This is a genomic window from Rubritepida flocculans DSM 14296 (genome assembly GCF_000425365.1).
Lineage (GTDB): Bacteria > Pseudomonadota > Alphaproteobacteria > Acetobacterales > Acetobacteraceae > Roseococcus > Roseococcus flocculans.
Genome location: NZ_AUDH01000004.1, coordinates 149,642 through 163,168, shown reverse-complemented (window position 1 = coordinate 163,168; position 13,527 = coordinate 149,642). Strand labels below are relative to the sequence as shown.

12 protein-coding genes are annotated in these 13,527 nt (G+C 72.0%); 5 read left to right on the top strand and 7 right to left on the bottom strand.

The features are described from left to right. Positions 1-35 precede the first annotated feature (35 nt). On the top strand, positions 36-1,829 hold the full coding sequence (locus H596_RS20360) for a glycosyltransferase family 2 protein (protein ID WP_051212480.1): 1,794 nt from the start codon (positions 36-38) through the stop codon (positions 1,827-1,829). Here H596_RS20360 and puuE read toward each other — a convergent pair. Further along, the gene (gene puuE / locus H596_RS0106235; RefSeq protein WP_027284158.1) at positions 1,811-2,731 is read right to left on the bottom strand and encodes an allantoinase PuuE; all 921 of its coding nucleotides are present in this window, start codon (positions 2,729-2,731) and stop codon (positions 1,811-1,813) included. The genes H596_RS20360 and puuE overlap by 19 nt on opposite strands. 100 nt (positions 2,732-2,831) lie before the next feature. Here puuE and H596_RS22790 point away from each other — a divergent pair, with 100 nt between their 5' ends. Next, positions 2,832-3,362, top strand: a complete 531-nt coding sequence (locus tag H596_RS22790; protein ID WP_051212478.1) for an OmpA family protein — start codon at positions 2,832-2,834, stop codon at positions 3,360-3,362. Positions 3,363-3,445: 83 nt separating this feature from the next. On the opposite strand, the gene H596_RS0106225 is transcribed toward H596_RS22790, so the two are convergent. The 4 genes from H596_RS0106225 to H596_RS0106210 form a co-directional block, all read right to left on the bottom strand. Next, positions 3,446-4,186, bottom strand: coding sequence for a DUF1194 domain-containing protein (locus H596_RS0106225; protein ID WP_027284157.1), 741 nt, complete (start codon positions 4,184-4,186; stop codon positions 3,446-3,448). 242 nt (positions 4,187-4,428) lie between these two features. Further along, positions 4,429-5,034 carry a glutathione S-transferase family protein gene (locus H596_RS0106220; protein WP_027284156.1) on the bottom strand — a complete coding sequence of 202 codons (606 nt, stop codon included), beginning with the start codon at positions 5,032-5,034 and terminating at the stop codon, positions 4,429-4,431. After that, positions 5,034-5,603 (bottom strand): DUF924 family protein, encoded by a 570-nt coding sequence (locus H596_RS0106215; protein WP_037300229.1) that lies wholly within the window; start codon positions 5,601-5,603, stop codon positions 5,034-5,036. Before H596_RS0106215 ends, H596_RS0106220 begins: the two co-directional genes overlap by 1 nt. Next, positions 5,600-8,482, bottom strand: a complete 2,883-nt coding sequence (locus H596_RS0106210) for an FAD-binding and (Fe-S)-binding domain-containing protein (RefSeq protein ID WP_211225254.1) — start codon at positions 8,480-8,482, stop codon at positions 5,600-5,602. The genes H596_RS0106215 and H596_RS0106210 overlap by 4 nt, the downstream gene beginning before the upstream one ends. A gap of 124 nt (positions 8,483-8,606) precedes the next feature. On the opposite strand from H596_RS0106210, the gene H596_RS0106205 reads away from it, so the two are divergent. Then, complete coding sequence (locus H596_RS0106205; protein ID WP_027284153.1) at positions 8,607-9,794, top strand: pyridoxal-phosphate-dependent aminotransferase family protein; 1,188 nt, start codon at positions 8,607-8,609, stop codon at positions 9,792-9,794. A 174-nt stretch (positions 9,795-9,968) separates the two neighbouring features. On the opposite strand, the gene H596_RS0106200 is transcribed toward H596_RS0106205, so the two are convergent. Next, positions 9,969-10,487, bottom strand: a complete 519-nt coding sequence (locus H596_RS0106200; protein ID WP_027284152.1) for a GNAT family N-acetyltransferase — start codon at positions 10,485-10,487, stop codon at positions 9,969-9,971. Positions 10,488-10,582: 95 nt separating this feature from the next. On the opposite strand from H596_RS0106200, the gene H596_RS0106195 reads away from it, so the two are divergent. Then, positions 10,583-11,377 carry an enoyl-CoA hydratase/isomerase family protein gene (locus H596_RS0106195; RefSeq protein ID WP_027284151.1) on the top strand — a complete coding sequence of 265 codons (795 nt, stop codon included), beginning with the start codon at positions 10,583-10,585 and terminating at the stop codon, positions 11,375-11,377. Positions 11,378-11,383: 6 nt separating this feature from the next. Here the strand turns inward: H596_RS0106195 and H596_RS0106190 are convergent, their stop codons facing one another. Then, on the bottom strand, positions 11,384-11,818 hold the full coding sequence (locus tag H596_RS0106190) for a hypothetical protein (protein WP_027284150.1): 435 nt from the start codon (positions 11,816-11,818) through the stop codon (positions 11,384-11,386). Positions 11,819-12,118: 300 nt separating this feature from the next. On the opposite strand from H596_RS0106190, the gene ffh reads away from it, so the two are divergent. After that, complete coding sequence (ffh, locus tag H596_RS0106185; RefSeq protein ID WP_027284149.1) at positions 12,119-13,504, top strand: signal recognition particle protein; 1,386 nt, start codon at positions 12,119-12,121, stop codon at positions 13,502-13,504. Positions 13,505-13,527: the final 23 nt, after the last annotated feature.

The window sequence follows — 13,527 nt, the reverse complement described above, 5'->3', positions numbered from 1 at the left end:
GACGGGGACGGGCGCGGGCGCGATAGCTCGCCGCCATGTCCTTGTCCTTCGAGGCGTTGCGCCGCGCGGTGGCGCGCCGGCCGCGCCTGTGGGCGGCGCTGCTTCCGCTCTACCGCCGCTGGGTGAGCGCCCGGTTCGCCATCGCACGCTGGCCCAGGCGCCCGCTGTTCGGCGGGCTTCTGCCCACCGGCTTCGAGCGCGCCTATCGCCGTCGCCTGCGCGCCGAGGCCGCCCGCGCCGCCCAGGACAAGGCCGCCATCGCCCGGCACATCGCCGCCCTGCCGCGCCGCCCGCTCATCTCGGTCCTGCTGCTGGGCGAGGCAGCGCGCCCGGGCGGGCGAGAGGCGAGCAGCGCCTCCCTCGCCGCGCAGCTCTGGCCGGAATGGGAGCTGCTGCCCCCCGGGGACCCGCAGGCCAGGCTGCTGGCGGCGCGCGGCGAATGGGTGGTGCTGCTGCGCGCCGGCGACAGGCTCGCGCCCGAGGCGCTTTATGAAATCGCCATTGCCGCGGAGGAGGAGCGGCACCTCGCCGCGCTCTATGCCGACGAGGATCGGCTCGACCCACGGGCCGGGCGCTGCGCTCCGATGTTTCGGCCAGGCTTTGACCCCGATCTGCTGCGTGCGATGGACCCCATGCGCCACCTGGCCGCCTTCCGGCGCGAGACAATGCTGGCCCTGGGCGGTTTGCGCCCCGCCTTCGCGCCGGCCGAGGCGCATGACCTCGCGCTGCGCCTACTCGCGGCGAAGGGGGCCGGCGCCTTCCGCCGCATCCCCGCCATCCTCTGCCATGCCGCTCCGACGCCGGAGGCCGAGGACCGCGCGCACAGCGACGCCTCGCGCCGCGCCCTGCGGGCGCATCTCGACGCCATCGGCGTGGCGGCCGAGGTGGACGCCGCCCCGCTCGCGCCGCTGCTCCACCGCATCTCCCCTGCCCTGCCCCGGTCCGCGCCGCTGGTCAGCGTGATCATCCCCACGCGCGACCGAGCGGGGCTGCTGCGCGCGGCGCTCGAGGGGTTGCTGCACCGCACGGAGTATCCGGCACTCGAGGTGCTGGTGGTGGACAACGACAGCCGCGAGCCCGAAACCCGCGCGCTCTTCGCCGAGCTCGCGCGCGATCCGCGCCTGCGGGTCCTGCCCATGCCCGGGCCTTTCAACTACCCGCTACTCAACAACGCCGCCGCGGCCGAGGCGCGCGGCGAGTTTCTGCTGCTGCTGAACAACGACACGGAGGTGATCCAGCCCGACTGGCTCGCCCGCATGGTGGCGAAGGCCGCCGATCCGACCATTGGCGCCGTGGGTGCGCGCCTGCTCTACGCGGACGGGCGGCTTCAGCATGGCGGGGTGGTGACAGGCATCGGCGCGCGGCGCGACGCCATCGCGGCGCATCTCTCGGCCGGCAGCCCGGGCAATGATCCAGGCCCGTTCGGCTGGATGGGCATCACACGCGAGGTCAGCGTGGTCACCGCCGCCTGCCTCTTGGTGCGCCGGGAGCATTACCTCGCGGTGGGCGGGATGGACGCCAAGGCGCTGCGCGTCGCCTTCAACGACGTGGATTTCTGTCTCAAGCTGCGCGCGGCGGGGCTGCGCAACCTCTACATGGGCGAGGTGGCGCTGTTCCACCTCGAATCCGTCAGTCGCGGCGCCGAGGACACGCCCGAGAAGCGCGCCCGTTTCCAGGCCGAATGCGCGACCATGCGCGCGCGCTGGGGCGTTGTGCTCGACAACGATCCCTTCTGGAACCCGAATCTGGACCCGCTCTGGACCGAGCCCTGGCCGGCGCGCGCGCCGCGCCGCCCCAGGCCCTGGGCCGCCTATCTGCCCGGCGGGTGAGTGGCCCACCAGTGGCGCGCGATTTCCTCGCGCGTCGCCACCCAGACATCGCCGGCCGCGCGCACATGGTCGAGGAAGCGCGCCAGCGCCGCGGCCCGGCCCGGCCGCCCCACCAGGCGGCAGTGCAGGCCGACGCTCATCATGCGCCCGCCCTCCGCACGCAGCAGGTCGAAGGCGTCGCGCAAGTGGCGCTCGAAGCCATCCGGATCGCCGAAACCGGGCGGAACCGCGAACTTCATGTCGTTGTTGTCGAGCGTGTATGGCAGGATGAGATGCGGCTTGCCCGCGACATTCACATAATGCGGCAGGTCGTCGTCATAGGCGTCGCTGTCGTAGAGGAAGCCGCCGTGCTCGGCGACGAGACGGCGCGTGTTGGGCGAGATCCGCCCCGTGTACCAGCCCACCGGCCGCCGCCCGCAGAGCCGCTCGATGGTTTCCACGCAGCGGGCGATCTCCGCGCGCTCCTGCGCCTCCGGCACCGCGTGGTAGTCGATCCAGCGCCAGCCATGGCTCGCCACCTCATGGCCCTGTTCGGCAAAAGCGCGCGCCACTGTCGGGTTGAGTTCCAGCGCCCGGCCCACCGCATAGACGGTGAGGCGCAAGCCGCGCTCGGCGAAGAGGCGCAGCACCCGCCAGACGCCGGCGCGCGCGCCGTAGTCGAACTGGCTCTCGACCGTACGGTTGCGCGCGCCGATCAGCGGTGCGCCGCCGGGGACTTCGTGCAGGTAGATTTCGCTGCCGGCATCGCCGTTGAGCACCGTGTTCTCGCCCCCCTCCTCGTAGTTCAGCACGAAGGAGAGGGCGAGGCGGGCCCCATTCGGCCATTTCGGATCCGGCGGATGCGCCCCATAACCGAGGAAGTCGCGGGGGTAGGCGGTGCCGTCGTCGAGGATCGCGCTCATGGCCCGGCAGCTTGGCCATCGCGGCGCGCCGGTCAAGGCGAGGTGACAGGCGCGGCCGGGCGCGGCACAAGGAGCGTCGCGAATCCGAGGAGGCGAAGCCATGCCCAGCGCGCACAGCATCTCCAGGGGCAGGATCCAGGCGGCAGGCGTCGCGGCGCTGCTCGGCCTGCTCTCCGCCTGCACCCAGCCGGTCTCCGAGACGCGCTTCCCGAGCCCCACCCTTGTCGGCGATCAGCCCGCCGCAGGGCCGCCCGCCACACCGCCCGTGCCGGCCCCCGGTACGGATGTGCCGAGCGACCGCGCCTTCGTCGTGTTCTTCGAGGCATGGTCGGCCGCCATCCAGGAACCTGCGATGGAGGGGCTGACGCGCGTGGCGCAGATCGCGCGCGAGCATCCGCGGCAGAATGTGCTCGTGATCGGCTACACCGCCCCGCGCGGGTCGGGCGAAGCGAACCGGCTTCTCTCGCGGCTGCGGGCCCAGATCGTGCGCGACACCCTGGTGGAAAAGGGCGTTCCGCCGCAGCGCATCCGCATCATCTCGCGCGGCCCGATTCCGGGCTTCGAAAGCGTGGAGAGCCGGCGCGTCGAGGTCCGCGCCGAGGAGCCTCGCCCGGTGCGACGAGCCCGGTAGCGTCGCACGGAGCGGCGGCTGGTAAGCTTTTGTTTCGGCAACCAGCCGCCTGCCCACTTGGCGTGTTCCATACGTTTGGCCATTCAGGCGAAGGCCCGCTCCACCTCAGGCCCGGGCACAGGGGCGAGGGCGATTTCCCGAATGATCTTGCAGCGCACTGCCTGCTCGAAGGCCTCATAGCCCTCCGCGACCATGAGGAAAGCGCCCGGCCCGCCGATCACACGCTCGCGGAAATACTCGTCCAAGGGCTGCTGCAGACCGAGCCCCGGTGGCGGTGGCGTGCGGTCGAGAACCGCAAGGCCGTTGAGCACGATGCCCTGTTCCAGCGCGTCTCGCCGGGCGAGTTCCACGTCGCGGCCGGAGTTGTTGATGCCATCGCCTGAGATGTCCACCACCCGCCGCGTGCCCTCATAGCCTTGGCCGAACAGGCGAGCGGCGAAGTCGATGGCCCCGGAGATGGAGGTGTAGAGGTGCGTCCGGCGCGGGGCGGCGTCCACCGCGCGGGCGAAGCGCTCGCAGGCCTCGGCGCCGTCGAGCTTCATCCAGGGAATCAGATGCTCCTGGATGTTCCAGTCGGACCAAGTGAAGAGGGTCACGGCGATCTGCCCCAGCGGGCCGCGGGTCAATGCCTCGATCATGCGCTGGTCGCGAAAGGCGGCGGCATAGCCCTTGAACTGCATCTCCATCTCCTCGGCGTCCACCGAACGCGAGACATCGACCGCGAGCACCAGCTCCACGTCCACAGGTTCGAGGGCGCGAGCAGGGGCGGCGCGAAGAAAGGCGGGGGCGGCGAGGGCGGCGGCGAGGAGGCGGCGACGGTGCATCGGATCCCTCAGTCTCCAGATCGGTCCGCTTCCCCGGCGTGGGGAAGCGGATCAGGTGGATGGGCCGTGCCGCGATTCCCGCTTTGATCCGCACTATGCGGCGCGCAGGTCAGGATTCAAGACGTATTTGCTGCGCTGCACAACAGTTTTTCCGATCTCCCTTGTCGGAAAAGGCGATTTTGGCCCTCGCCGGGAGTGTTGCAACAATTCGTGAACGAAACGTTAGCGCCAAGCCTTGGAAATCACGTGGCGAATCGGGTGCCTCCCACGCGCGGGTCCGCGTTCAGCCGCGCACTGAGCGCCCGAAGCCTGCGATAGCGCCCCTCGCCCAACGCGGGCAGCACCTTGTCGGCGAAGTCGAGGGCGATCACCGCCGTCACATCCGCCTGAGTGAGCCGGCCGAGGCAGAGGAAGCCCCCCTCCAGCATCGCCTCCAGCGCCGCGAAGCCGCCGCGCGCCTGCTCGATCAGCTTCTCCGCCCCCTCGGCCCAGCGCAGGGCCTCGGGCCGGCGCTGCGTCTCGTAATAGGCCTGGACGGATTTCTCGGCCGCCCCCACGCCGAGCGCCACCGCGCGCAGCACCGCGCGCCGCTCGGCCCCCGCGGGCGGCGTCAGCGCGGCGGGGCCGGCCAGGCTGTCCAGGTGGTCGAGGATGGCGGCGGAATCCACCAGCACCTCGCCATCGGCCAGCACAAGGGCGGGCACCCGGCCGAGCGGGTTGTGGCGTGCGATCTCCGCCCCGTCGGTCACGGTGGAGAGCGGCAGCGCCTCCCACTCCAGGCCGTAGAAGTTCAGCGTCGCCGCCACGCGTCGGACGAAGGGCGAGAGGGTGCGGCCGATCAGCTTCATCAGAATCCAGCTCCGGGTTGGGCGAGGTAGGTCAGTTCCGCTGCCGTGCTCTCGCGCCCCAGCGCGGCGTTGCGGTGGGGGAAGCGGCCGAAGCGGGCGATCACGTCCCGGTGGCGCCAGGCGTAGTCGATGGTCCCGTTCGGGCGGGCATGGGCGGGGTGGTCGCGCAGCCCCTCGAACAGCGCGACGGAGAGATCCTGCGCGGGCATCTCCTCGGCGTGCTCGAAGGGCAGGTAGAGGAAGATCCGCTGGGTGGGCGCGAGGGCGAGGTCCATCCGCGCGCCCGGCACGAGGCGCCGCGCCAGGGCCAGCGCATGGGCGTCGCTCGCGAAGGCCTCGGGCGCGCCGCGATGGAGGTTGCGCGGGAACTGGTCGAGCACCAGGAACAGCGCCAGCGCCCCCTCCGGCGTGGCGGCCCAGCCATCCAGCGCCCCCTCCCGTCCGGGGGCCAGCAGCGCGCCGAACCGGGGGCGGATCGCCTCGTCGAAGGCGGGATCCTTGGCGAACCAGGCGGGGCGGAAGACGTCGGGCCCGTCGGCGAACCAGAACGCCAGGATGTCGGCGATCATGGCAGGGCCCGCTCGATCACGCGGATGGAGTGCAGCGCCTCCCGCCCCGAGAGCTCCGCGATCTGGTGGCGGCAGGAGGTTCCGTCGGCGACGATCAGGTGCTCCGGCGCGGCGGCGCGCACCGCGGGCAGCAGGGAGAGCTCCGCCATCGCCTTCGAGGCCTCGAGGTTCTTCGCGTCGTAGCCGAAGGCCCCCGCCATGCCGCAGCATGAGGAGGCGATGGGCGTCACCGCTAGGTCGGGGATGCGGCGCAGCGCCTTCACCGCGGCGGGTAAGGCCCCGAAGGCCTTCTGGTGGCAGTGGCCGTGGATGTGCGCCGCGGGCGCGACGGGGCGCAGCGCGGGCAGCCCGCCCTCGCGCTCCAGGAACTCGGTGGCGAGGAAGGCGCGGCGCGCCAGGGCTTCCGTCTCGGGCCCCGGCAGCAGGGCCAGGAACTCGTCGCGCAGCGTCATCAGGCAGGAGGGTTCGAGGCCGATCACCGGGGCATCCGAGGCCGACAGCGCCGCCAGGGTGCGCCGCGCCTCGGCCCGCGCCTCCTCCACCATGCCGGCCGCGAGCCGGGTCCGGCCGCAGCAGAGCGGCCGCCCCCCGGCGGCGGCGGGCTTCACCGTACAGCCCGCGGCGGCGAGCACGCGCACGGCGGCGCGCAGGTTCTCGGGCTCGAAGTGGCGGTTGAAGCAGTCGGCGAAGAGCAGCACCTCGCGCGCGCCCCCGCGGGCGCTGGCCTCCGCGTCGCGGAAGATGTCGCGGCGGAAGCGCGGCAGGCGGCGTTCGGCGCTGAGGCCGATCCAGCGCTCGCCGAGGCGCGCGAGCACCGGCACGCGCTCGCGCAGGTTGGCGAGGAAGGGCAGCCGCGAGGCGAGCCCCGCCCAGCGCGGCAGCGTCGCGATCAGGCGCTCCTTCAGCGGAACGCCGCGGGCCGCGTTGCGCGCGGCCAGCGCCTCGATCTTCAGCCGCGCCATGTCCACGCCCGTCGGGCATTCGCGCCGGCAGCCCTTGCAGGAGACGCAGAGGCTCATCGCCTCCTGCACCGCCTCGCCCGCGAGCCCGCCCGGGATCTGGCCGGTGAGCGCGAGGCGCAGCGTGTTCGCCCGGCCGCGGGTGAGGTGCTGCTCGTCCCGCGTCACGCGGTAGGAGGGGCACATCACGTTCGCGTCGAACTTCCGGCAGGTGCCGTTGTTGTTGCACATCTCGACCGCGCCGAGCAGGCCGCCCTGCGGGCCCGGATAGGCGCTCCAGTCGAGGACGGGCGTGATCCGCTCATCCGCCGCGTAGCCCGGTCCGTAGCGGAAGAGGCTCCGGTCATCCATGCGCGGGGCGCGGACGATGCGCCCCGGGTTGAGCAGGCCCTGCGGGTCGAAGGCGTCCTTCACCGCCTCGAAGGCGCGCACAAGGCGCGCGCCGAACATCGGCGCGTGGAACTCCGAACGCACGATCCCGTCGCCATGCTCGCCCGAATGGCTGCCCTTGTATTCGCGCACGAGCGCGAAGCACTCCTCCGCGATCTCGCGCATGCGGCGCACGTCGGCGCCGTCCTTCATGTTCAGCACGGGGCGCACATGCAGGCAGCCCACGCTCGCATGCGCATACCAGGTGCCCTTCACGCCGTGCCGCTCGAAGACGGCGGTGAGGCGCTCGGTGTAGTCGGGCAGGTCCTCGAGGCTGACGGCGGCGTCCTCGATGAAGGAGACGGGCTTCGCGTCGCCCTTCATGCTCATCATGATGTTGAGGCCGGCCTCGCGCACCTCCGCGATCCCGGCCTGGAAGGCGGCGTCGGTGGCGCGCACCACCATCCTCGGCAGGCCGAGGTCGCCCATCATCTCCTCCAGGCGGTCGAGCGCTTCGAGCAGCGGCCCGTCCTCGTGGCCGTGGAACTCGACGATGAGCAGGCTGTCCGGCTCGCCGATCAGCATGCGCTCGATGATCGGCCGATACAGCGGGATGGAGCGGCCGAGCTCGATCATCGTGCGGTCCACCAGTTCCACCGCCTCGGGGTCGAGCGTGACCAGGTGCTTCGCCGCCTCCATCGCGCGGCGGAAGCTCGGGAACTGGCAGATGCCCACCACCTTGCGCGGCTTGATGGGCCAGAGCCGCAGCTCGAGCGCGGCGGAGAAGGCAAGCGTGCCCTCGCTGCCCACCAGGAGCCGCGCGAGGTTGCCGCGCCCCACCTCGCCCGGCGCGGGGTTCGCGCCGCGCGCCTCGGGCGTCAGCGCATCGAGGTTGTAGCCGCCCACGCGGCGAAGCTGCGCGGGGAAGCGCGCGGCGATCTCGGCGGCCTCGCGCGCGCCGAGCGCGTGCAGCCGCGCGATGAGCTCCGTGCGCGGACTGCCCTCGCCGAAGACATGGCGCGAGCCGTCGGCGAGGACGGCCTCGATGGCGCGCACGTTGTCGGCCATCAGCCCGTAGCGGATGGACTTCGCGCCGCAGGAGTTGTTGCCCGCCATGCCGCCGATGGTGCAGCGCTGCCAGGTGGAGGGGTCCACGGGGAAGAACAGGCCCCGCGGGCGCAGCGCCTCGTTCAGCGCGCCAAGGGCGATGCCCGGCTCCACCCGCGCCGTCTCGCCCTCCACCTGCAGCACGCGGCGCAGGTGCTTCGTGCAGTCGAGCACGAGGGCGCGGTTCACCGTCTGCCCGCATTGCGAGGTGCCGCCCCCGCGCGGCAGCACGGGGATGCCCTCCTCGCGGCAGATCGCCATGGCCGCCTCCACGTCCGCGACGCTGCGCGGCACGAGCACGCCGATGGGCTCCATCTGGTAGATGCTCGCATCCGTCGCGTAGCGGCCGCGGTCGGCGGGGGTGAACAGGACTTCCCCCGCCGTCTCGCGGCGCAGGCGTTCGGCGAGGCGGGAATCCCCGATGCGGGCGGCGATGGCGTTCATGCCCCGCATCTAGCCCCGCGCGCGCGCCGCGTCACATGGATCATGCTCATGGGCGCGAGAAGCGGAACTCATTTGGCGCGCGGCCCGCGCCGTGGCACAGCGGCGGCGTCACGAGGAGCGCCCCATGGCCTACTACCAGTCCAAGCCCGTCGCCGGCCGCCACTTCCTGCAGATCCCCGGGCCCACCAACGTGCCCGACCGCGTGCTGCGCGCCATGGACAACCCGACCATGGACCACCGCGGGCCGGATTTCGGCAAGCTCGGCCTCGCGCTGCTGGAGAAGGTGCGGGCCGTGTTCCAGACCTCGGGGCCCGTGGTGATCTACCCCGCCTCCGGCACCGGTGCGTGGGAGGCGGCGCTCGTCAACACCCTCTCGCCCGGGGACCGCGTGCTGATGTGCGAGACGGGCTGGTTCGCCAGCCTCTGGCGCGAGATGGCCGAGCGCCTCGGCCTGCGCCCCGAGTTCCTGAAGGGCGACTGGCGCCGCGGCGCCGACCCCGAGCAGATCGAAGCCCGGCTGCGCGAGGACAAGGCGCAGGAGATCAAGGCCGTCTGCGTCGTGCACAACGAGACGAGCACGGGCTGCACCTCGCGCATCGACGAGGTGCGCCGCGCGCTCGACGCCGCGGGCCATCCCGCGCTGCTGCTCGTGGACACCATCTCCTCGCTCGCCTCCATCGACTACCGGCACGAGGAATGGGGCGTGGACGTGACGGTGGCGGGCTCGCAGAAGGGGCTGATGCTGCCGCCGGGCCTCAGCTTCAACGCGATCAGCGCCAAGGCGCTCAAGGCCAGCGAGACGGCGAGGCTGCCGCGCAGCTTCTGGGACTGGAAGCCGATGCTGGCCGCCAACGCCACCGGCTACTTCCCCTACACGCCGGCCACCAACATGCTCTACGCGCTCGACGCGGCGGTGGACATGCTGCTCGAGGAGGGGCTGCAGAACGTCTTCGCCCGTCACGACCGGCACGCCGAGGCCACGCGCCGCGCCGTGCGCGCCTGGGGCCTCGAGATCCAGTGCGCCGAGCCGCGGCACTATTCCTCGAGCCTGACCGCGGTGCGCCTGCCCGAGGGGCACTCGGCCAACGCGCTGCGCGCCGCGATCCTGGAGAAGTTCAACATGAGCCTCGGCAACGGGCTCGGCCAGCTCAACGACCGCGTGTTCCGCATCGGCCATCTGGGCGACTTCAACGACCTGGCGCTGATGGGCACGCTCTCGGGCGTGGAGATGGGGCTCGCCGTGGCCGGCGTGCCGCACAAGGCCGGCGGCGCCCGCGCGGCGATGGACTACCTCATCGGCAACGCGGTCTAGGCGGCAGGCGATGCATACCAGCGGCCGCTTGCCTTGACTCGTGAGAAGGCGGCGCGGCCGCTGGTGTTTCCCTGTTTTGGCGCGCCGCCGCCCCACCGGGCCCCAACGCGGCTTGCCGCGTTGAGTGGTGGCAACCCGGCGTGCGCGACACGTCCGGCGTGACCGCCGCCCGCATCACTCTGGCGGGCTGGCGGTTCCCTCCCCCAGGGGGCGGGTCATGAGCACCGTGTCCACCCATTGCCCGTGCTTCCAGCCCGTGCCGGGCAGCAGCCCGGCGTGCCGGAAGCCCATGGCCGCGTGCAGGCCGATCGAGGCCGCGTTGGCGCTGTCGCCGATCACGGCCACCATCAGCCGGAAGCCCTTGGCGGTGCAGCGCGCGATGAGCTCGGCCATCAGCGCCCGTCCCGCGCCCTTGCGGTGCAGCCCGGGCGCCACATAGACGCTGTTCTCGACGGTGAAGCGATAGGCGGGACGGGTGCGGAAGGCCGCCGCATAGGCGTAGCCGAGCAGCCGCCCGCTCGTCTCGGCCACCAGGTGGTCATAGCCCTGATCGAGCACGGCCCGCCTGCGCCGGGCCATCTCGGCGTCCGAGGGTGAGGCGAGTTCGAAGCTCGCGCGGCCGTGCCGCACCCAGTGGGCGTAGATGGCGGTGAGGGCCGGGATGTCCCCCTCCCGGCTGTCGCGGACAAGCATGCGCCGCCCATGCCGCGAAGTGCCGCGCGCCGCAAGCGGATGACCGCGCGGGTGTTCCGCGCTACCACGGGCGCGGCAGCAGGAAGGGGGCGAGGATGGACGGCATGGCGGAGGAGGCGACGACGCCGATCCTGGCGGTGGAGGGGCCGGTGGCCACCATCCGCCTGAACCGGCCGAAGGTGCACAACCGCATCGAGCCGGACGATCTGCTCGCCCTCTCCGAACAGCTCGCGCGCGTCGAGCGGGACCGCGCGATCCGCGTGCTGGTGCTCACCGGCACGGGCAAGTCCTTTTCCTCCGGCTACCACCTGGGCGACCTCGCCGCACGGCCCGGCGCGGAGGTGACGGCGCGCGCGGAGGGGCCCTCCTTCGAGGGGGTGTGCACGCAGCTCGAGAACCTGCGCGTGCCCGCCATCGCGCGGCTGAACGGCGGCGTCTATGGCGGCGCGACCGACCTCGCCCTCTGCTGCGACTTCCGCATCGGCGTGGAGACGGCGGAACTGCGCATGCCTGCCGCGGCGCTGGGCATCCACTACTACCCCTCGGGCATCCTGCGCTACGCGAGCCGGCTCGGCCACAACGCGGCGAAGAAGCTGTTCCTTACCGCCGAGACGATCAAGGCGCCCGAGATGCTCGCCATCGGCTACCTGACCGAGATGGTGCCGGCCGCCGAGCTCGATGCGCGCGTGGCGGCGCTCGCGCAGCGCCTCGCCGCCAATGCGCCGCTGGCCGTCGAGGGGGTGAAGCGCAGCCTCAACGAGATCGCACGCAGCGCCTTCGACGCGGCGGCGGCGCTGGAGCGCGCCAACCAGAGCCAGCGCAGCGAGGACCTGAAGGAGGGCCTCGCCGCCTTCCGCGAGAAGCGCCCGCCGCGCTTCATGGGGCGGTGATCCGGCTCAGCCCGGGGTGCAGGCCAGGAAACGCAGCGCGACGGTGCTTCCGGCGAGGGAGCCCGGCAGGGGATGGAAGCCCGTCAGGGTGGACTGCTGCCCGGGCCCCATCAGCCCCGTGATGGTCCCGGACTTCCTCTCGCTCTGACGGGTCATGGTCACATCCGCGGTGACGCGCACCGCGTGCGCATGACGATTGGCGAGCATGAAGCGCAGGGAGTGCAGCGCGCTGCCCGCATGGCTCACCTCGATGACCCGCAGGTCGCAGCCGTTCTCCCTGTTGCCCGTCACGGTGAGAGCACTCCCCGTCCAGGTGGTCTGCGCCGCCGCGGCCCCGGAGAGAGCCAGCGACAGAGCCAGGGTGGCCGGTGCGATGCGGGGCTGCATGATGGTCTCCTGCGGGTTTCGGCAAGACTGCCCCTCGGTGGAGACAGGGTCCATCGCCGCCTTCCTATCCGGCTGATCTGCCGGATCGATGGAGCGAGGTGCGGCATTTGCGGCTGGCCCGTCCGCAGCCACGCACCGCGGTCCCGTCAGGGAAGTTTCTCTGTGTATAAACGCGCCGGCCAGATGGGGGGCTCTCCGCGGCCTGGATGGATCATCCTTGACGCGCCAGCGCGCCGGGCGTAAGGTGCGCTGCTGGCCGCAGAGGCCATGTCCGGCCCCTCCTGAGGTTGGGGGGTCGCCGCCGCTCCGCGAGGTTCGCGCAGCGGCGCGTTTTCGTTTGGAGGGGTTTCTCGCGTGTTCGAGGCGTTGGGATCGAAGCTTCAGGGGGTGTTCGACCGCTTGCGCGGCCGCGGCGCCCTGTCCGAAGCCGATGTGAACGACGCCCTGCGCGAGGTGCGGGTGGCGCTGCTGGAGGCGGATGTCGCCCTGCCGGTGGTGAAGGACCTGATCGCCCGCGTGCGGGAACGCGCGGTGGGGGCGGAGGTGATCCGCTCCGTCTCCCCCGGCCAGCAGGTCATCAAGATCGTCCATGACGCGCTGGTGGAGGCGCTGGGCGGGGCACCGGGGCAGGAGGGCGCCCCGCGCGGGCTCGATCTCAACGCCCCTGCGCCGGTCCCGATCCTGATGGTGGGCCTGCAGGGCTCGGGCAAGACGACCACCTCCGGGAAGATCGCGCTGCGGCTGCGCACGCGCGAGCGCAAGAAGGTGCTGCTCGCCTCGCTCGACGTGCACCGGCCCGCCGCTCAGCTCCAGCTCGCCCAGCTCGCCGAGCGGGCGGAGGTGACGAGCCTGCCCATCATCGCCGGCCAGACGCCGCTGCAGATCGCCGAGCGCGCGATGGCGACCGCGCGCGGCGAGCTCTACGACGTGGTGATCCTCGACACGGCCGGGCGGCTCGCCATCGACGAGGCGCTGATGGAGGAGGTGGCGGCGGTGAAGGCCGCCGTCCGTCCGCACGAGACCCTGCTCGTCGTGGACGCGATGACGGGCCAGGACGCGGTGAACACCGCGCGCGCCTTCAACGAGAAGGTCGGCGTCACCGGCATCGTGATGACGCGGGTGGACGGCGATGCGCGCGGCGGCGCGGCACTCTCCATGCGCGCGGTCACCGGCGCGCCGATCAAGCTGCTCGGCGCGGGCGAGAAGCTCGACGCGCTGGAGGATTTCCACCCCGACCGCATCGCCGGGCGCATCCTCGGCATGGGCGACATCGTCTCGCTCGTCGAGCGCGCGGTGGAGAGCATCGACCAGGCGGAGGCCGAGAAGCTGGCCGCCCGGATGCAGAAGGGGCAGTTCACCCTCGAGGACTACGCCGCCCAGCTCCGGCAGATCGGCAAGATGGGCGGCATGACGGGGCTGATGAGCATGCTGCCCGGCGTGGCCAAGGTGAAGGCCCAGCTCGAGGACGCGAAGCTGGACACGGGGCTGCTGAAGAAGCAGGCCGCCATCATCGGCAGCATGACGCCCGGCGAGCGGCGCAACCCCGACATCATCAAGGCGTCGCGCAAGCGGCGCATCGCCGCCGGTTCCGGCAGCACCGTGCAGGAGGTGAACCGCCTCCTCAAGCAGTTCGAGGACATGCGCGACATGATGAAGCGCATGAACAAGATGGGCCAGAAGGGGATGCTGCGCGGCGGGCTCGCCGGGCTGCTGAACCCTCAGGGCCGACGACCCTTCTAACATTTCGACACACAGGAGTGATT